The sequence below is a fragment of the Vibrio sp. NFR genome (assembly GCF_027587095.1).
In the GTDB taxonomy this organism is placed as follows: domain Bacteria; phylum Pseudomonadota; class Gammaproteobacteria; order Enterobacterales; family Vibrionaceae; genus Vibrio; species Vibrio harveyi.
Genome location: NZ_JAPPTN010000021.1, coordinates 18,628 through 36,967, shown reverse-complemented (window position 1 = coordinate 36,967; position 18,340 = coordinate 18,628). Strand labels below are relative to the sequence as shown.

18 protein-coding genes are annotated in these 18,340 nt (G+C 45.1%); 4 read left to right on the top strand and 14 right to left on the bottom strand.

Annotated features, from left to right (window positions below):
- Window positions 1-64 precede the first annotated feature (64 nt).
- The 13 genes from rplI to pilM form a co-directional block, all read right to left on the bottom strand.
- Window positions 65-517: a 50S ribosomal protein L9 gene (rplI, locus tag OH463_RS25010; protein WP_005451518.1), complete on the bottom strand. Its 453-nt coding sequence runs from the start codon at window positions 515-517 to the stop codon at window positions 65-67.
- Window positions 518-549: 32 nt separating this feature from the next.
- Window positions 550-777 (bottom strand): 30S ribosomal protein S18, encoded by a 228-nt coding sequence (rpsR, locus tag OH463_RS25005; RefSeq protein ID WP_000090472.1) that lies wholly within the window; start codon window positions 775-777, stop codon window positions 550-552.
- A gap of 288 nt (window positions 778-1,065) precedes the next feature.
- A complete protein-coding gene (gene rpsF / locus OH463_RS25000; protein ID WP_005451516.1) occupies window positions 1,066-1,446 on the bottom strand; it encodes a 30S ribosomal protein S6 in 381 nt (126 codons plus the stop codon).
- 257 nt (window positions 1,447-1,703) lie between these two features.
- Entirely contained in the window at window positions 1,704-2,375 is a 672-nt protein-coding gene (gene rpe / locus OH463_RS24995; protein WP_005451514.1) for a ribulose-phosphate 3-epimerase, read from the bottom strand.
- 99 nt (window positions 2,376-2,474) lie between these two features.
- On the bottom strand, window positions 2,475-3,314 hold the full coding sequence (locus OH463_RS24990; RefSeq protein WP_005451513.1) for a Dam family site-specific DNA-(adenine-N6)-methyltransferase: 840 nt from the start codon (window positions 3,312-3,314) through the stop codon (window positions 2,475-2,477).
- 69 nt (window positions 3,315-3,383) lie between these two features.
- A complete protein-coding gene (locus OH463_RS24985; protein ID WP_017819669.1) occupies window positions 3,384-4,886 on the bottom strand; it encodes an AAA family ATPase in 1,503 nt (500 codons plus the stop codon).
- Window positions 4,887-4,939: 53 nt separating this feature from the next.
- Window positions 4,940-6,040, bottom strand: a complete 1,101-nt coding sequence (aroB, locus tag OH463_RS24980; RefSeq protein ID WP_038898114.1) for a 3-dehydroquinate synthase — start codon at window positions 6,038-6,040, stop codon at window positions 4,940-4,942.
- 31 nt (window positions 6,041-6,071) lie between these two features.
- Window positions 6,072-6,590 carry a shikimate kinase AroK gene (gene aroK, locus OH463_RS24975; protein ID WP_005451507.1) on the bottom strand — a complete coding sequence of 173 codons (519 nt, stop codon included), beginning with the start codon at window positions 6,588-6,590 and terminating at the stop codon, window positions 6,072-6,074.
- A 189-nt stretch (window positions 6,591-6,779) separates the two neighbouring features.
- The gene (locus OH463_RS24970) at window positions 6,780-8,531 is read right to left on the bottom strand and encodes a type IV pilus secretin PilQ (protein ID WP_005451505.1); all 1,752 of its coding nucleotides are present in this window, start codon (window positions 8,529-8,531) and stop codon (window positions 6,780-6,782) included.
- 34 nt (window positions 8,532-8,565) lie between these two features.
- The gene (locus tag OH463_RS24965; RefSeq protein WP_005451501.1) at window positions 8,566-9,081 is read right to left on the bottom strand and encodes a pilus assembly protein PilP; all 516 of its coding nucleotides are present in this window, start codon (window positions 9,079-9,081) and stop codon (window positions 8,566-8,568) included.
- Window positions 9,071-9,664 carry a type 4a pilus biogenesis protein PilO gene (locus OH463_RS24960; protein WP_005451500.1) on the bottom strand — a complete coding sequence of 198 codons (594 nt, stop codon included), beginning with the start codon at window positions 9,662-9,664 and terminating at the stop codon, window positions 9,071-9,073. Before OH463_RS24960 ends, OH463_RS24965 begins: the two co-directional genes overlap by 11 nt.
- On the bottom strand, window positions 9,657-10,232 hold the full coding sequence (locus OH463_RS24955; RefSeq protein WP_005451499.1) for a PilN domain-containing protein: 576 nt from the start codon (window positions 10,230-10,232) through the stop codon (window positions 9,657-9,659). Before OH463_RS24955 ends, OH463_RS24960 begins: the two co-directional genes overlap by 8 nt.
- Window positions 10,216-11,232, bottom strand: coding sequence for a type IV pilus assembly protein PilM (gene pilM / locus OH463_RS24950; protein ID WP_269993007.1), 1,017 nt, complete (start codon window positions 11,230-11,232; stop codon window positions 10,216-10,218). The genes OH463_RS24955 and pilM overlap by 17 nt, the downstream gene beginning before the upstream one ends.
- 178 nt (window positions 11,233-11,410) lie before the next feature.
- Here pilM and OH463_RS24945 point away from each other — a divergent pair, with 178 nt between their 5' ends.
- Entirely contained in the window at window positions 11,411-13,981 is a 2,571-nt protein-coding gene (locus tag OH463_RS24945; protein ID WP_050935720.1) for a penicillin-binding protein 1A, read from the top strand.
- A 66-nt stretch (window positions 13,982-14,047) separates the two neighbouring features.
- On the opposite strand, the gene oxyR is transcribed toward OH463_RS24945, so the two are convergent.
- A complete protein-coding gene (gene oxyR / locus OH463_RS24940) occupies window positions 14,048-14,956 on the bottom strand; it encodes a DNA-binding transcriptional regulator OxyR (protein WP_005451495.1) in 909 nt (302 codons plus the stop codon).
- Between the two features lie 174 nt (window positions 14,957-15,130).
- Between oxyR and OH463_RS24935 the strand changes: the two genes are divergently transcribed.
- From OH463_RS24935 to OH463_RS24925, 3 genes are all read left to right on the top strand, one after another.
- Entirely contained in the window at window positions 15,131-15,859 is a 729-nt protein-coding gene (locus OH463_RS24935; protein ID WP_005451494.1) for a redoxin family protein, read from the top strand.
- Between the two features lie 216 nt (window positions 15,860-16,075).
- Window positions 16,076-17,548: a dihydrolipoyl dehydrogenase gene (locus OH463_RS24930; RefSeq protein ID WP_269993002.1), complete on the top strand. Its 1,473-nt coding sequence runs from the start codon at window positions 16,076-16,078 to the stop codon at window positions 17,546-17,548.
- A 386-nt stretch (window positions 17,549-17,934) separates the two neighbouring features.
- Window positions 17,935-18,216, top strand: coding sequence for a DUF3624 domain-containing protein (locus OH463_RS24925; RefSeq protein WP_026000384.1), 282 nt, complete (start codon window positions 17,935-17,937; stop codon window positions 18,214-18,216).
- The last annotated feature ends 124 nt before the right edge of the window (window positions 18,217-18,340 follow it).

The window sequence follows — 18,340 nt, the reverse complement described above, 5'->3', positions numbered from 1 at the left end:
CATATTCAGACATAAAAAAAGCACCTCCGAGGAGGTGCTTTTTACTATTTCGCTTGGTACTGAATTACTCAGCAGCAACAACTTGTAGGTTGATTGTAGCGAAAACTTCAGAGTGAAGTTGAACGCTGATCTCGAACTCACCAGTGTTACGTAGAGCACCTTCAGGAAGGCGAACTTCGCTCTTAGCAACTTCAACGCCTGCAGCTGTGATAGCTTCAGCGATGTCACGAGTACCGATAGAACCGAATAGTTTGCCTTCGTCACCAGCTTTAGAAGCAAGAACAACTGCTTCTAGAGCGTTAACTTTCTCAGCACGTGCTTCAGCAGCAGCTAGTTGCTCAGCAACTTTAGCTTCTAGTTCAGCGCGACGAGCTTCGAACATTTCAACGTTGCCTTTAGTCGCCATAACTGCTTTACCTTGAGGGATAAGGAAGTTACGTGCGTAGCCAGATTTAACGTTTACTGTGTCGCCAAGACCACCTAGGTTACCGATTTTATCAAGTAGAATAACTTGCATTGCTTAATCCTCTTTCTTAATAAAACGACCGATTACTGATGCTTATCAGTGTACGGTAGTAGAGCTAGGTAGCGTGAACGCTTGATAGCGCGAGCTAGTTGACGTTGGTATTTAGCGCTTGTACCAGTGATACGGCTAGGAACGATTTTACCAGCTTCAGTGATGTAGTTTTTAAGAGTTGCTACGTCTTTGTAATCAATCTCTTGTACGCCTTCTGCAGTGAAACGGCAGAATTTACGACGACGGAAGAAACGAGCCATGGGCTATCTCCTGATCTTAAATTTGAGTAATGTTGTCGGCGATAACACTAACTTCCTAAATCTTTCGATTGGAGTGACAAGTGATAAGCTCACTTATCTTAATGCTACTGCCTTGTACTAAATCTGAGTGAATACTTGTGACCTAAGCCCAGTGACGACTACCTGTCTAAATCTGCAGAGTAAAACTCTATCCGAAACCAACAGTGTCTTATTATCAATAGGCTTAATTACGAATGGGCAATTTGGCAATGAAGCCAAGTAGCACCATCCGGATGGTCAAAAGAAAAATTACTCAGCAGCTGCTTCTGGCTTAGCTTCAGCACGCTCTTCGCGACGAGGAGCACGCTCTTCTTTCTGCTTAAGCATGATAGATTGCTCAGTGATAGCCGCTTTAGTACGCATGATCATGTTACGTAGAACTGCATCGTTGAAACGGAAAGCAGTTTCTAGCTCATCGATTACAGCTTGGTCAGCTTCAACGTTCATTAGAACGTAGTGAGCTTTGTGAAGCTTGTTGATTGGGTAAGCCAGTTGACGGCGACCCCAGTCTTCTAGACGGTGGATTTTACCGCCAGCTTCAGTGATTGAACCAGTGTAACGCTCGATCATGCCAGCAACTTGCTCGCTTTGATCTGGGTGCACCATGAATACGATTTCGTAATGACGCATTGGTTGCTCCTTACGGATTATTCAGCTTCCACAAATGGCTCAGTCGTCCAGAGGAAGCAAGGAACTAAAGAAAATTGACTGAGTTTTAAGGAGCACGAATAGTACAGAAAGGACGCAAAATAGGCAAGTGATTATTTGCACACCGCGATGGATATTTTTTCTCGGTTCGCACTAGAAACAACAAAGGCTGCCGGTACGGTGGCAGCCTTTCAAATCATAGCGTTAACGCGCTAGTTTAAGAGCGTGTTTATCCGCGCTTATTTTGCTTCTGCAAGCTCAGCGCGCATTTTATCGATCACTTGCTTGTAATCTGGCTCACTGAAAATCGCAGAGCCCGCAACAAACATATCTGCGCCCGCTTCTGCGATTTCACGAATGTTGTCCACCTTCACACCACCATCGATTTCTAGGCGAATATCACGACCAGACTCATCAATCATCTTACGCACTGCGCGCAGTTTATCTAATGTGTGAGGAATGAATGATTGACCACCAAAACCTGGGTTAACTGACATCAGTAGGATCAAGTCAACTTTATCCATAATGAACTCAAGGTGAGCAAGTGGGGTTGCAGGGTTTAGAACCACGCCAGCTTTACAGCCGTGCTCTTTGATTAGTTGAAGCGTACGGTCTACGTGCTCAGATGCCTCAACGTGGAAAGTAATCATTGATGCACCTGCTTTCGCGAAATCAGGAATGATGCGATCGACTGGCTTCACCATTAGGTGTACATCAATTGGAGCTGTGATGCCGTAATCACGTAGCGCTTTACACACTGGAGCACCAAAAGTCAGGTTTGGTACATAGTGGTTATCCATAACGTCGAAGTGCACCACATCCGCACCCGCTGCGAGAACTTTCTCTACGTCTTCACCGAGACGAGCAAAATCAGCCGATAAAATGGATGGAGCAATTAGAAAATCTTTCATACCTGACCTCAGTAGTGGCGAGCAAACAGCAAACAATTTGCGCGCAATTCTACCGAAGCCAGTGGGGAGATCCACTATTTCAATGCAATAGTGTGAGAATTAAGAGTCAGACTTGTCCGCGTCAGGTGCACGAAATAGCGCCAGCAACTCGTCAACTTTATTACGGCCACTGCCATTACGACTGATGGTTCGCTTCACTTTTACGACATTAAGCTCCGCACCATGATAAAGGCGACGCGTTAATGTCGTGTCATGGTTTGAGATCAGAACAGGGATACCACGTTCAGTTGCGGCTTTCTCTGCAATATCAGCCAATGCAGCTTGATCATCCAGCGTAAAGCCGTTGCCAGCATAAGAGGTAAAGTTCGCCGTGTTCGACAACGGTGCGTACGGTGGATCGCAATAAACCACGCTGCCTTTACGCGCTCGACTGAACGTTTCTGGGTAACCTTCACATACGAACGTCGCTTTCTTTGCTTTTTCAGCAAAGAATTCTAGCTCCGCTTCTGGGAAATAAGGCTTTTTGTAAGAACCAAACGGGACATTAAAGCCGCCTTTTTTGTTATAACGACATAAGCCATTAAAGCCAAAGCGGTTCATGTATAGGAACGCCAACGAGCGGTACATCACGTCATCCGTTTTATTAAACTCGGCGCGAATATTCAAGTACGCTTCTTTGCGATTGTTCTCTGCAACAAACCAGCGCTTCGCTTCTGAGATGTACTCTTCAGGACGCTCTTTTAGTAAGTTATAGAGATTAATCAGGTCGGGGTTGATATCCGCCAGTAGATAGTGGTCATAGTCGGTATTTAGAAAAACCGAGCCAGCACCAACAAAAGGTTCAACTAGCTTTCGAGCCGGTGGTAAATGACGTTGGATGTCTTCAACCAGACCGTATTTGCCTCCTGCCCACTTAAGAAAGGCTCGTTGCTTTTTCATCTACTGCTCTATCTATCGACCAAAAATTAAGGCTGCGGAATGTAACATATTTTTCAACGAAGCTCAGGATTATTTCACGCGATCAATTTCTCGATGTACTTGACCCAGTGATTTTGCCCATGGACTCACCGATTTAAGTGCATCTGGCAAGCTTTCAACAGCGTCTCGCGCCAGCTGAATCGTAGGGTAATCTTGGTAAGTGATAATGTACCACTCTGTTCCGCTACGAACGGTTGGATAAATTCTCACCTGACCATTTAAGTCGTACTTATCAAGGAACGCTTGTACATCCTCCATCGCCGTCATTGCCCCCAACTGTAAAGTGTAAGCACGAGGCGATAGAGCTTTCAGCTCTTCTCGAGCAAAAGAGAACTTCACTATCGGTTTTCCAGACGTCGCTTTCTCTGCTTCAGGCTGCTGACCGGTTTGAACCACATTGATCAATGAGGAATTTGATGCGCTTTTCGCTTGAGGGATAGATTCTTCGACAACCGTTTCAATGTTAGTGGTATCGGCTGCTTCAGGCTTGCCTTCTAGAAGTGCGTCAACGACATCCGACTCAATCACAACGCGTTGCTGCTTATCTTCGCTGCCGACACTCGCTACTTCACTCGTTACCGCTGGAGGAAGAGCATCTGAATCATCCGTAGCGTCTGTCAGGTTAGTATCATCCGAAGGCTCTGAGTCATCATCCATCGATGAATCTGCACGACTGATTTGAGCCTCTGGCTCGTTTAGAGTTGGAATGGCAGTTTGCTCAATGACTCCAGTGATTTGCTGCGCTTTATCATCAGGGCTTGGTTGATTATACATCCACCAATATCCACCAGCCGCCAACAAAAGTAATACCAGCACAACGAGTGCAATGTTAAGGGGCGAACCGACAATTGAGCGGATAATGATCCTTTTTTCCACTTTCATCTCTCCTAAAGCCATGATGTCACCCGGTACCGGGTCAACTTTCTTGAATGCATCTCGAACGCGTTTTTCAGAGTCATCATCGACATATCGAATCACTAGCGACTCAAAAAAGCGACGAGCTTCAACTTCTGACAGCATATCAATATCGAGTTCAACTGGCTTGTACTCTTGTCCGTAGCTAATACGCGACAATACTGACTCTAAACGCCCAGTTTGCGTGAACAGTAAGACGTTGATTTTCCAATTTGGATTGGCTTGCGCTGCAAGCACTAGCATCCATAGCTCTGAAACTAGGTTTTCACTCAACAAATGCGCATCATCGACCACGATGGCAATATCGCACGTGTCATCACCTAAGATTCTCTCCAAGCTATCGAGCAAAGTATCTTGCTGATTGAACAACGCATCCGAGACGATCTGACTCAAGATAAGCATGCGACGCTGCACATCATCTTGATTTGAATGACAAAGTAACAAACATTGATTTTTGTTACTGGCACCGAGCTCAAGGTATCGCTGTGCCAACCAAGATTTTCCGTACCCGGCTTGACCATTAACAGCGATCAGATTAGACGCAAAGTTAGTTAATAAGCCTAATCGGTCTAATAACTCGGTTTGTGAATCCAATTCAAGAACGTGAGCGAAACTCATCTAAATAACCTTAATAAACTACAAGAATGACGCCCCAAGGCGCCATTACAAGGTTAAATGTCTCGACCGAAGTCGATAGCTTGTTTGATTATGTCTTGCGGCGTATCAGCAATGACTTCGGCACTACCAATACCCGTAGGTAAAACTAAGCGTAATTGACCAGACAATACTTTTTTGTCGCGCATCATGTGCGTCATGAAGTCATCAAAAGTCATGCTATCTGGCGTATGCACTGGCAGTTTTGCTCGGCGCATAATGGAAATGATGCGATCAAGCTGCTCTTGCGAAATTAATCCACGCAAATGAGATGTTTTCGCCGCCATAATCGTACCCGAAGATACCGCTTCACCGTGTAGCCAGTTACCATAGCCAAGTTCAGCTTCAATGGCATGGCCAAAGGTATGACCCAGGTTCAACAGCGCTCGAATGCCCGACTCTTTCTCATCTTGAGCAACCACTTCCGCTTTGATTTCACAACAACGTGCAATAGCGTAAGTTAGCGCCTCTTCGTCAAGTGCATACAATCGTTCTAGATTCTCTTCTAGCCAATCGAAAAAAGCAGCATCGTAAATGATGCCGTATTTGATCACTTCTGCAATACCCGCTGCAAACTCGCGTTCTGGCAGTGTCGATAGGCAGTTAGTATCGATGATAACGGCTTTAGGTTGGTAGAAGGCACCAATCATGTTTTTGCCCAGCGGATGGTTAACTGCGGTTTTACCACCTACTGATGAATCCACTTGAGACAATAATGTGGTTGGGATTTGAATGAAATCAACACCACGTTGGTAACACGCCGAAGCAAAACCCACCAAGTCGCCAATAACACCACCACCTAACGCAATAATCACCACATCACGAGCATAACTCCCCTCTAGCAGGAAGTTCATGACTTGATTAAATACGTCTAAGCTTTTGTATTGTTCGCCATCTGGCAATTCAAGCAGGGAGGCATCACAACCGAGCTGTTTTAGTTGGCTAAGAATTTTATCCGCATACAGAGGCGCGACCGTAACATTACTTATCACAACCACTTTCTGATTTGCGTTTTTGCTTGAAAGAATTTGAGAAAGGTACGCCGGGTCTTCAAATAACCCGGCGCCAATTGAGATTGGGTAGCTACGCTCTGCTAGATTGACCGTAATCCGTTCCATCGGTGTGCTCCAATTTGAAAAAGATAAATGCTTATCTCTCTTCTAGCATTTTTACGATCTGGTTGGCTACCACTTTTGCACTCTGATCGTCAGTACGAACTGTGTAATCCGCTACTTCTTCGTATAGAGGGTTACGTTCGCCTGCCAAACTTTCCAACACTTCACGAGGGTTTTCAGTTTGAAGTAGAGGACGCTTCTTGTCGCGGTTTGTACGCGCAAGTTGCTTTTCAATAGTTGTTTCTAGGTAAACAACAACACCACGTGCTGAAAGACGGTTACGGTTTTCTTTGCTCTTAACAGAACCACCGCCTGTTGCTAGCACGATGCCTTGCTCTTGAGTTAGGTCTTCAAGTACCGCTTCTTCGCGCTTACGGAAGCCTTCTTCGCCTTCTACATCAAAAACCCAAGCAATGTCTGCACCAGTGCGTTCTTCGATCACTGTATCAGAGTCTACGAACTCCATATGCAGTTGCTGTGCTAGATGTCTACCAATTGTACTTTTGCCGGCACCCATTGGGCCAACAAGGAAAATATTACGTTTCTCAGCCATATTTAGCGATAATTTACAACGTTAATTCAATAAGATCGCCACAAGAAACACACAGCCAAACTGCTGTTCTACAAGGCTTGTGGCACCAATTCCTCACAGATAATTCGTGATAAGACCCGAAATTATCCAAGCATGGTGCCACTAATGCAACTTTATTTTTGATCTAATCGATTTTTTACTCGCTGAGTCTTACTGAATCACCACTTTAGGCGTAACAAAAATCAGCAACTCACTTTTACCGACATTTTCGTAACTTCGACGGAAAAGTGCCCCTAAGAGCGGTAAATCACCTAATAAAGGTACCTTATCGACGGAGTTTGTAATGCTGTGTTGGAAAATACCACCAAGCACAACCGTCTCACCATTATTCACCAATACTTGAGTGCCAATACGCTGAGTATCAATCGCAACTGCCTCACCGGTACCAGTTTTTACCACTTGACCCGGTCTATCTTGCGTAACACTCAAATCCAGCACCAAACGGTTATCAGGCGTGATCTGCGGTGTCACTTTTAAGCTCAGCACCGCTTTTTTGAACGTTACGGATGTCGCACCGCTGGAAGAGGATTCTAGGTAAGGAATTTCAGTACCTTGTTCAATATAAGCTGGCTTCTTATTGGTAGTAATTAAACGCGGACTAGAAATGATTTCTGCTTTTGATTCTTGTTGCAACGCAGACAACTCCAAATCCAACAAAGTATCAGACCCTAGTTTCGCAACTTGGAAAGCAATACTGGTTGCATTCGGGCTGGTTGCAGCAAGGTTAACGTTCAGGAAGTCATCAATACCAACACTGCCGCCACCGTCTTCACCATCGCCGTCGCCACCGCCGCCATCGTAGAGACCAATAGTTGCAAGGTTGTTCTCGATCGATCCACCAACCGTATGACTACCATTAATCGATGTGAAGCCCCAGCGAACGCCAAGTTCATCCATGTTACCTTCATTGATAGTCACGATACGTGCTTCAATCTGAACTTGTTTTACTGGAATATCTAATGATTCAATGATTTCACGAATTACTTGAATATTCTCCGGCAACTCACGGATCAATAATGAGTTAGTACGCTCATCAATCGTCATGCTGCCACGATCAGAAAGCATACTAATGTTACCTTCACCGTTAATCATCTCTGCAATATCCGATGCTTTCGCAAAATTCACTTTGATAATTTCAGAAGAAAGTTCACCCATTTCTTGTTCAAGCTTTTGTTTTTCTAGTTGTTGCTTCTCGCGCAGATCGAGCTCATCCTTCGGAGCAACCAAAATAACGTTACCATCTACACGCTTATCCAAGCCTTTGACTTGAAGGATGATATCCAGCACTTGTTGCCAAGGTACACCGTCCAAACGCAAGGTCAGGTTCCCTTCAACTGAGTCTGAAACCACAAGGTTAAACTGGTTGTAATCGGCAATAAGCTGCAGCACATTTCGCACCGGAATATCTTGGAAGTTAATCGAAATCAACTTGCCTTCTTTTTCCAGAATACTTTTGTCTGGTGCTTTTTCGTTGGCTTTGAGCTTACCAACCTTCACCTCAAGGTAACGTCCTGTGAGGCGATAGTCATGGGTATAATCTTCATCAATGTAAGCGACCAAACGCGTCGTAGAGGTATCGCGGAAAACCTCAACACTCTCTACCACTGTAGAGAAGTCTTTTACATCAAGTAGATAAAGCTGATCGTCTTTAACTGACGTATTGAGCAAGTCGATACTTAAACCTTCTTGCACACGCTTGATATCAACAATAGCAGCTGGCGATGCAAGCTCTACGACGATAACCGCGTCTTTATCTTTATTAGTACGGAAGTCGATGCTCTTAAGCGAGTTAGACTTTACTTCTTCCGCTGCGACTAAAGGGGCTAAAAGTAGAAACAACCATAAAGAGAAGAGCCCTGTTAGCTTCCTTGGTGTCAGTGTTAATCCTTGTCTCATTTTCATCATTACTCAATATCAAAAATAAATGCAGCTATGCCTATCTCAAAGCCAACTTAACTTTGCGTTTTTGCCAACAGCCCAAACCGTCTGGCAAGGTTTCATTAATCAATAAATAGTTGTGGGATACATGGGTAACCTTGCCATTGTTGCGTCCGAGGTATTGACCTGGTTTTACTTTGTAAACAGTGCCATTCGGAGCCTGAACCAACCCAGAAACACTGCTGCCGATACCCATCACACCCTTCAAGCGCAGTTGCGCAAGAGGAAACCTTTCCAATTTGCCAGTTCGCTTTCTTGAAGGAGGTTGCCAGCAGTCTTTTCTTGCAACAGGTTGAGTCGCAATCGTTGCCTCTTTTGGTAATTCGAAAGGTGCACGCAATATTTCGGGTTCGTAATTAACGACAACATACTCTTCAACAGGCTGCAGTTTGGTGACATCACGGCGAGCTTGGTTCTCCACGTCACGAATAAATTCCGTCAGTGATTCATCATTGGCTTGGCAGGCAGTCAAAACGCCAGCAATACACACCATCAGCAAAGATTTACTTCTCATCTTTCTTCACCTCTGGTTTGAACTGGTAAGTGTTTGCTTTCACACGAAAGTGCAGAGTTTCACTCTCTTGGCTGACACGCTGCCAAGTCACGTCTTTAAAAGTGATGATGCGTGGCAACGTCGCAATCGCTTGGGAGAAACGACCGATATCATGAAAATCCCCTGTCAACTCAATGTCGAGCGGTAAACGATAAAGGAAGTGTTCTGATTGCTTATCACCCCAGTCGATTCGGGTGAACGTCAACTTATTATCAATTCCGAGTTCATTCACCGAAGCCAACATGGTTGCCAGCTCTTTCTGTGCAGGCAGTTGTTGCAGTAGCAATTCGTATCGAGTAGTAAGCTCATCAAGTTGCGATTGCAATTGAGGCAAAGCAGCGACTTTGTTCGCTTTGATCCGTAACGCAACTTTTAAGGTTTGTTCTTCTTGAATAAGGTTATTCAGCTGTTCTTGCTCTGGCTTTAAATAAAACCAATAACCAAGGCCTTGAATCAGCACAACTAACAACAAGATCACTACTATCTGAGGCACCAATGGCCACTCAGCGATCTCATCCATTTCTAGATCTTGCCAATTAACCATGTTGGTTACCTCCTTTCACCGAGGCGTCTTTGAACATGAAGGAAACTTTGAAAGTCTGAAACTCTTTCCCAAAACGCGCTTTACCATGAACGATAGAATGCATGTCGACATCTAGCAGCTTGGCTGAACGCTCCATGTTGTCGAGCATGGTGGCCAAGCGAGGTGTACTATCAGAGATACCCGAGATTTCAATTTCATAATCATTCATTTTGATCTTATCGACGTAGACTCCTTCAGGGATCACCGACGGCATCAGGTTCATGAACTCCGTGGTTTTATTACGCCCATTTTGCAAACCTTCAACGATCTTTAACCTCTCCAAGATCTTGCTGTGCTCTTGTTCAGCAATCTTCATCGCTTCGATTCGTTTATCAAGCTGGGAGATATAGTGCGCCAAATAATCAAGGCGCTGCTGTTGTTGATCCTGCTGATATTGATAGAACTTACCAATGCCCCATTGCACGCCCAACGCAACAATCACCCCCAAGACGATCAAACTGAGAAAGCGGCGGCGGTGTTCTTCACGTTGATTCTCACGCCATGCAAGGAGGTTAATGTGATACAGCATGTTTGCCTCCTAGCCATTGAATACCTCTAACCGCTAAGCCCGCAGCCGCAGTAAAATGCTGCCAATCTGCTGCACGGCGTTTGCGTTTCGATACTTTCATCTCGAATAGACTGAGCGGATTAAGCAACTCACACTCCAATGCCAACTGACTTGAAAGTTCTTCTGCTAACATTGGCGTAGCTGCACCTTCACCAGACAACCAAATGCCTTTGATGTCTTGACTTCCATTAATCGAGGTATAGAGCTGAATCTGGCGCTTTACACGATCAACGATTTGTCGATTAAACTGCTCGGTAGCAACCTGCGTGTCTTCAGCAAGAGGGTCTTGCTGAAATAGATCATTTGAAGTGCGCGTGCCGTAAGAAAATTCCTTGTGGAACAATTCACTCTGCTCTGTAAACATGGTGAAAGAGCTGCTCAATGCACTGATATCCAACATGCAATACTTGCTCTTTTCAGGGAAGCGCTCGACAGCCAGCTTCCACATATGCCCTAAACTTTGTGAATGCACGTCCACCAGCACGGTTTTCAAGCCTGACTTTTGCAGAGCATCGACGCGAGTTTCAACGACATCTTTGCGAGTCGCGAATACTTGATAACTGTCTGTTCCACGCATCTGCTCATCGGCATCAAGCTTTACAAAATCAAGACTGAGCTCTTCAACAGGAAATGGGGATTGATGCGAGAAAGCTTGCACCACGGCAAACTCTTTCTCACTCTCCTCCAAGTTCTGCTCAATTTGCAGCTTCTTGCTGATCACGGCATTATCAGGAACAGAAATTGCGACCCGTCGAGCCCAAAATGGCAGCTCTTTTCTTATCTCTTTAAGGGTCTTTACAATTTCTTGATGATTTATGGTGTTATTTTCAGCGACAATACCTTCCTTAAGTATTATTTCTTTGTAACCCAATAAGGCGTAACTGTTGCCATTGGGTTTAAGTACCACGGCTTTGAGGCTGTTATGGCCAATATCTATGCCCGTAACTAATAGCTTATCCATCTCTACTCTCGCTCCGAAATTCCTGCGTGCTTATGTAGTTAGCGCACAGAGAATTTTCTTCGTGCAAAGGTTGTTATTAGCACCCAAATAGGAGTTAATACCTCTTATGTGCTAAATTTTTGACCTAAGAGTACAAGGGTTTGCCGTTACACAGCCTCAACCAATCAGGGATTCTCCGGTGAAGTTCATAAAGCGTTTATTATTTTTAACATTGATTTGCATAATTCTTGGAGTCACCACAATTTTTGGCTTCTATCAGTACGTGAAGCCTGAATTGCCAGATGTTGCAACCCTAAAAGATGTTGAATTACAAACACCTATGCAGGTTTTTAGTCAAGATGGGAAACTGATCGCACAGTTTGGCGAGAAGCGCCGAATTCCTGTTACCTACGACGAAATTCCGCAAGATTTGATTCACGCGCTGATTGCGACCGAAGATAGCCGCTTTTATGAGCACCCTGGTATCGATCCAATCGGTATTACTCGTGCTGCTGTTGTGGTGGCGTTATCTGGTTCTGCAAAACAAGGTGCGAGTACCATCACTCAACAGCTAGCGCGTAACTTCTTCTTATCTAATGAGAAGAAAATCATGCGTAAAGTGAAAGAGATCTTCATTGCGATTCACATTGAGCAGTTGTTGACAAAACAAGAGATCATGGAGCTATACGTTAACAAGATTTTCCTTGGCTATCGCTCTTACGGTTTTGGTGCAGCAGCTCAGGTTTATTTCGGTAAGAGTTTGAATGAACTGACTCTCAGCGAGATTGCTACGTTAGCAGGTATGCCAAAAGCGCCATCAACCATGAACCCACTTTACTCACTAGAGCGAGCGACAAAGCGTCGTAATGTGGTATTGATGCGTATGCTGGATGAGAAATACATCACTCAAGCGCAATACGATGAAGCACGCGCAGAGCCAATTGTGGCACGCTACCATAGCGCTGAAATCGAACTGTCTGCCCCATACGTCGCAGAACTAGCACGTTCTTGGGCAGTAAAAGAATACGGTGCAGACAAAGCGTATACGTCTGGTTTGAACATTTACATGACGGTAGATTCAAAGCTTCAAGACGCAGCAAACAAAGCATCCATCAACAATATCCTTGCTTACGATGAACGTCACGGCTATCGCGGAGCAGAGAAAGTACTGTGGAAACAAGGCGAACCGGCTTGGGATACAGAGCAGATTGAGAAGCATCTGAAGAAGCAGCCAACATATGGTCAACTTTATCCAGCGGTTGTGACCAAAGTAGACGGTAAAACGGCACAAGTTTGGGTGAAAAACAACGACGAACAAACTCTCGCTTGGACAGGCATGAGCTGGGCTCGTAAGTTCCTGACTGATGAACGCCAAGGCGCAGCACCAAAATCAGCGCAAGAGATCCTAGAAGTAGGCCAGCAAGTTTGGGTTCGCGAAGTCAGCACAACTGACAAAGATGGCAACACCATCAACAATTGGAAGTTGAGCCAAGTGCCAAATGCAAACACCGCGTTTGTCGCAATGAACCCAGAAAATGGTGCGGTACTTTCTCTCGTTGGTGGTTTTAACTTCGTCCATAGCAAATTTAACCGTGCGACCATGTCGGTCCGTCAGGTAGGTTCAAGTATTAAGCCTTTCATCTACTCTGCTGCGATCAATAAAGGTCTAACGCTGGCATCATTAGTTAACGATGCTCCCATCAACAAATGGGATGCAGGTTCTGGTTCGGCATGGCGTCCGAAGAACTCACCACCGACATACATTGGTCCTACTCGTCTACGTATCGGTTTAGCACAATCGAAAAACGTAATGGCGGTGCGCACTTTGCGTGAAGTAGGCTTAGATGCGACTCGCGAATACCTGACTCGCTTTGGTTTTGATATCAATGAAGTGCCGCGTTCAGAGACTATTGCGCTTGGTGCGGGTAGCTTAACGCCGATGAAAGTAGCACAAGGTTACTCGGTCTTTGCCAACGGTGGTTACTATGTTGAACCATTCTACATTGACCACGTTGAAGACTCTTTCGGTGAAGTGCTATTTAAAGCCAATCCAAAAGTTATCTGTCAGCATGATTGCCCTCAAATGGAGCAAGAAGCGCCGGTTGAAGATAAGTTTGCCGCAGAGTTTGGCGAGCAAGATATCGCAATGGATGAGCCAACATCAGACAACGCATTAGAAGACGATACACCACAATATGCGAAGCAAGTTATCTCAGCACAAAACGCATTCTTAATGCGTGAGATGATGTACAGCAACATTTGGGGCGGCGGTAGCTGGCGTGATGGTACTGGTTGGAACGGCACAGGTTGGCGCGCTCAGAAACTCGAACGCCGCGATATTGGCGGTAAGACCGGTACAACCAACGATTCAAAAGATACATGGTATAACGGTTACGGTCCGGGCATTGTCGCTATTGCATGGGTTGGCTTTGACGATCACTCCCGCACTCTAGGTCGAACGACTGTGAACAGCAACCTTGGTAAAGGGCAGATTTCTGGTGCGGAATCGGGGGCGAAGACAGCTGAGCCAGCTTGGATTGATTTCATGCGCGTCGCACTTGAAGGTACGCCTCAAAAAGCGAAAAACATCCCAGAAGATATCGTCCGTGTTCGTATTGATCGTGATAGCGGTCTTCTGACTCATAAAGTCGATGGTTCATCCATGTTCGAATATTTTGAGAAAGGAACTGAGCCAACTGAGTACGTCGGTAACAGTTTAGAAGACAGTATCTATTCAGGTGGTGGTAGCGGCTCAGAAGAGTTATTCTAACAACCACTCATCAGATAAAACAAAAAAGGGAGCCATTGGGCTCCCTTTTCCTATATTAACTTGCGCTTAAGCGGCAATAGAGTCTTCCTGAGCCTCTAGTACCCCTTTAATCGTTGCAGCCAAGGTTTCGAAACGAGCACGCAGTGGAGAGCCCGGACGATAAACTAAAACAATGCTGCGAGAAGGCGTTGGATTAATCGCAGGGACATAACAGACACCATCCTTCTTCTTCTCATGCGGTACAGATAACTGTGGTAATAACGTGATACCTGCGCCCGCCGCAACCATATTACGTAATGTTTCTAGGCTGGTGGCTTTAAAGCGCTCGTCATCTTTTGCTCCTGCAGCAAAGCAAAAACCAAGCGCTTGGTCGCGTAGACAGTGACCATCTCCTAGCGCTAAAACGGTTCGGCCATTAAGATCCAACATGTCTATATGGTCTAAACCAGCCCATTCGTGATCGCAAGGTACAGCAACACTCAACGGCTCGTTATAGACTTCAATCTCTTTAAACGGAGCTGTTTCATCAACTGACGCTAGTACAAGACAATCAAGCTTACCTTCTTCCAACTGACGTACCAGTTGGTGGGTTTGAGCCTCATGTAAAAACAGTTCTAACTCAGGAAACTCTTCTTTCAGTCGAGGGACGATTTTTGGCAATAGGTAAGGACCAACGGTTGGAATAAAGCCAATATGCATTGGACCGGTCATCGCACCGCTTTGACCGCTCGCCATATCTTTGAAAGTTTTCACTTCACTTAAGATGCGTTTTGCTTGCTCCACCAATTGCAAACCAGAATCAGTAAACAGCACTCGACGGCTGCTCCTTTCTAGTAAGGCTGTACCAAGTTCGTCTTCTAGTTTTCGAATCTGGCCACTTAAAGTTGGTTGGCTAACAAAACAGGCTTCTGCTGCTTTTCGAAAATGCTTGTGCTCCGCAAGCGCCACCAAGTACTCAAAATCTCGGATATTCATACGTACGATTCGCTTCTTGTTTGGCGATAGAAATAATCTATCAAAACCATAGCATTAAACGATTAGAGCTATCAAAGTTTTTTTTCAATAATGAGCTCAACAAAACGAAACTGAGCGACAAATAACGCTAAGCTCGAAAACGAATTATTTCATAAATTTAAAAAGGAAATCATCATGTTTGCATCAAAAGAAGGTCAAGCTGTACCACAAGTTACTTTTCCTGTTCGTAAAGGTGACGCATGGGTGAACGTAACCACGGATGAACTGTTTAAAGACAGAACGGTTATCGTATTCAGCTTGCCAGGTGCGTTTACTCCAACCTGTTCGTCAAGCCACCTACCTCGTTACAACGAGTTATTCTCAGTATTTAAAGAGCATGGTGTGGATGAGATTCTATGTGTATCAGTAAACGACACGTTTGTAATGAATGCATGGAAAGCTGACCAAGAAGCTGAAAACATCACTTTCATCCCAGATGGTAACGGTGAGTTCACAGATGGCATGGGTATGCTAGTAGACAAAAACGACATCGGCTTCGGCAAGCGTTCATGGCGTTACAGCATGCTAGTGAAAAACGGTGTGGTTGAGAAAATGTTTATTGAACCAAACGAACCAGGCGACCCGTTCAAAGTTTCTGATGCAGACACAATGATGAACTACGTAGCACCTGAGTACAAAACTCAAGAATCGATCACTGTGTTCACTAAACCAGGTTGCCCTTTCTGCATGAAAGCGAAACAAAATCTGATTGACCACGGTCTTCAATATGAAGAAGTGATTTTGGGTAAAGACGCAACAACAGTCAGTCTACGTGCAATTTCGGGTCGTACGACGGTTCCTCAAGTGTTCATCGGTGGTAAACACATCGGTGGTAGCGAAGAATTAGAAGCTTACCTAGGTTAATAATTTGCCTAATGGGCTTGGGTTGGCAATTTAGCTGTCCAGAACTCAGCCCTCAGTCTCCCGGAGCATCCCTCGCCCGGGAGACTACCCCCTCAATCACTTCCTATGCTTAGTCTTGATCACTGCTCTTCTTCGGACTATCAAGATTAATGAACTCAAATTCACTCTTCTAAACTTAGTCATCTCAACTCAGTTTGGACAAAACGAGAATCCATTATGAAACAGTTAAATGTTGACGTAGCAATCATTGGTGGTGGTACAGCAGGTCTTGGTGCATACCGCGCAGCAAAAGCACACACAGACAGTGTTGTGATGATCGAAGGTGGTCCTTACGGCACAACATGTGCTCGTGTAGGTTGTATGCCTTCAAAACTTTTGATCGCTGCAGCAGAAAGCGTACATCAAATCGAGAAAGCACCAGGTTTCGGCGTGCACCCACAAGGCGAGATTTACATTAACGGTAGTGAAGTAATGGATCGAGTAAAGCGTGAACGTGACCGCTTTGTTGGCTTTGTGTTGGAAGGCGTCGATGAGATCCCTGCTGAAGATAAAGTTTCAGGCTATGCCAAGTTTATTGATGACGATACGCTAGTCGTTAATGACCACACTCAGATCACTGCAAAACGCATTGTGATCGCAACAGGCTCACGTCCAGCATACCCAGCGGTATGGAATGAGCTCGGCGATCGCCTAGTCATTAACGATGATGTATTCGATTGGGATGACTTGCCAGAATCCGTTGCAGTATTTGGTCCAGGTGTCATTGGTCTTGAATTGGGTCAAGCGCTGCATCGTTTAGGAGTAAATGTGAAGCTATTTGGTCTTGGTGGTCAAGTAGGACCATTGACGGACCCTGAAGTGATGGCGTACGCCGATAAAGCATTCAAAGAAGAGTTTTACCTTGATGCCGATGTAAAAGTCGAAAGCATGAAACGTATTGCTTCGCCAGAAAATAACGGTGAAGATAAGGTCGAAATTCAGTTCATCAACCACGATGGTGAACTAGAAACCTTTATTGTCGATTACGTATTGGCAGCAACAGGTCGTCGCCCGAATGTGGATAAGCTCGCGATTGAAAACACCAGTGTCGCACTGGATGAGCGTGGTGTACCAACCGCGGATCACTATACATTGCAAACTTCGGTAGAGAGCATCTTCATCGCAGGCGATGCAAGTAACCAAATTCCACTGCTTCACGAAGCGGCAGACCAAGGTCGTATTGCTGGTGATAACGCGGGCCGCTTTCCTGATATTCGTGCAGGTTTGCGCCGCTCGCCTATTTCTGCTGTATTCTCTGATCCACAACTTGCCATGGTTGGTGAAACCTTTAAGCAATTGGAAGCACGTTTAGGCACCTGCGGCTGTTTCGCAACCGGAGAAGTCTCGTTTGAAAGCCAAGGTCGCTCACGAGTGATGCTACGCAATAAAGGCATATTGCATGTGTACGGAGAACAAGGCACCGGACGCTTCTTGGGCGCAGAAATGATGGGACCAAACGCCGAGCACTTAGCCCACCTGCTCGCTTGGGCACATCAAAATAAAATGACAGTTTCAGCAATGTTGGATATGCCGTTTTACCACCCAGTAATTGAAGAAGGCGTTCGCACCGCACTGCGAGATTTGAATGCAAAACTTCACTTAGGTCCAGAGACAATCAAGCACTGCCTAGACTGTGGTCCTGGTTGCTAATCCTGCCCTCATTTTCCTTAACATCGATAAACAAAAAGCCTCGTCATAGACGAGGCTTTCTTCTTTCAGCTTTATCAATTCAAGAATCAATAGAGCTGTGGTTATGCAGTCATCATTGCATAGCGACTCACCAACACAATGGCTGTTAATCCAATCGTGAAAAAGCTACCCGCTAAACCAAGTGCTACTTTAAGTTCTGTCGACATTATTATTTTTCCTATTGTCAGGCTGACAGCGCACCATACATCAATTACGTGCTACACAATTTTGACCAAGCTAATTTTTCATTTTTGGTTTGATAAGCGAGACTAAGAAACCAAGCAAAAACACTACCAAGCAGGAGTTGAGGTTATAATCAGAAGCAAATAGATAGTTTGGGTAGAACAATGACTTGTCGAAGTTGCCAAGAGCATTGGTTTTGGAAAAAAATCGGGCGTTGCCAGCGATGCATGGATCAACTTACCGTGCTCTCTGTCTTATGTTGGATCGTATGGTGGTTTGCATTTAAAGATGATCCACAAAGCATCGAGTCGATCGCACTGATCTTTGCGGGCTTTGCGTTTAATGGTCTGCTGTTTTTACACCTCTGGATGCGCTTCGTTATTCTGCCGTGGCAGCGCCGCCATAGAAAACAAAATAAAGATGATCATCATCCAGATGACAGATAGAAAAAAGCCCCAAAACCAATACCGGTCTTGGGGCTCTCTTAGATTCTTCTAAGAAAAAGCAGTGGTACTTTAATAGACCGGGCTTCCTCTCAAAGGTTCCAAATTTTTTCTGATTTTTTTAGTA

Excerpts from the sequence above, each read along its gene's own strand:
- rplI (WP_005451518.1), bottom strand. The coding sequence starts at position 517 with ATGCAAGTTATTCTACTTGATAAAATCGGTAACCTAGGTGGTCTTGGC.
- rpsR (WP_000090472.1), bottom strand. The coding sequence starts at position 777 with ATGGCTCGTTTCTTCCGTCGTCGTAAATTCTGCCGTTTCACTGCAGAA.
- rpsF (WP_005451516.1), bottom strand. The coding sequence starts at position 1,446 with ATGCGTCATTACGAAATCGTATTCATGGTGCACCCAGATCAAAGCGAG.
- rpe (WP_005451514.1), bottom strand. The coding sequence starts at position 2,375 with ATGAAAGATTTTCTAATTGCTCCATCCATTTTATCGGCTGATTTTGCT.
- OH463_RS24990 (WP_005451513.1), bottom strand. The coding sequence starts at position 3,314 with ATGAAAAAGCAACGAGCCTTTCTTAAGTGGGCAGGAGGCAAATACGGT.
- OH463_RS24985 (WP_017819669.1), bottom strand. The coding sequence starts at position 4,886 with ATGAGTTTCGCTCACGTTCTTGAATTGGATTCACAAACCGAGTTATTA.
- aroB (WP_038898114.1), bottom strand. The coding sequence starts at position 6,040 with ATGGAACGGATTACGGTCAATCTAGCAGAGCGTAGCTACCCAATCTCA.
- aroK (WP_005451507.1), bottom strand. The coding sequence starts at position 6,590 with ATGGCTGAGAAACGTAATATTTTCCTTGTTGGCCCAATGGGTGCCGGC.
- OH463_RS24970 (WP_005451505.1), bottom strand. The coding sequence starts at position 8,531 with ATGAAAATGAGACAAGGATTAACACTGACACCAAGGAAGCTAACAGGG.
- OH463_RS24965 (WP_005451501.1), bottom strand. The coding sequence starts at position 9,081 with ATGAGAAGTAAATCTTTGCTGATGGTGTGTATTGCTGGCGTTTTGACT.
- OH463_RS24960 (WP_005451500.1), bottom strand. The coding sequence starts at position 9,664 with ATGGTTAATTGGCAAGATCTAGAAATGGATGAGATCGCTGAGTGGCCA.
- OH463_RS24955 (WP_005451499.1), bottom strand. The coding sequence starts at position 10,232 with ATGCTGTATCACATTAACCTCCTTGCATGGCGTGAGAATCAACGTGAA.
- pilM (WP_269993007.1), bottom strand. The coding sequence starts at position 11,232 with ATGGATAAGCTATTAGTTACGGGCATAGATATTGGCCATAACAGCCTC.
- oxyR (WP_005451495.1), bottom strand. The coding sequence starts at position 14,956 with ATGAATATCCGAGATTTTGAGTACTTGGTGGCGCTTGCGGAGCACAAG.
- OH463_RS24935 (WP_005451494.1), top strand. The coding sequence starts at position 15,131 with ATGTTTGCATCAAAAGAAGGTCAAGCTGTACCACAAGTTACTTTTCCT.
- OH463_RS24930 (WP_269993002.1), top strand. The coding sequence starts at position 16,076 with ATGAAACAGTTAAATGTTGACGTAGCAATCATTGGTGGTGGTACAGCA.
- OH463_RS24925 (WP_026000384.1), top strand. The coding sequence starts at position 17,935 with ATGACTTGTCGAAGTTGCCAAGAGCATTGGTTTTGGAAAAAAATCGGG.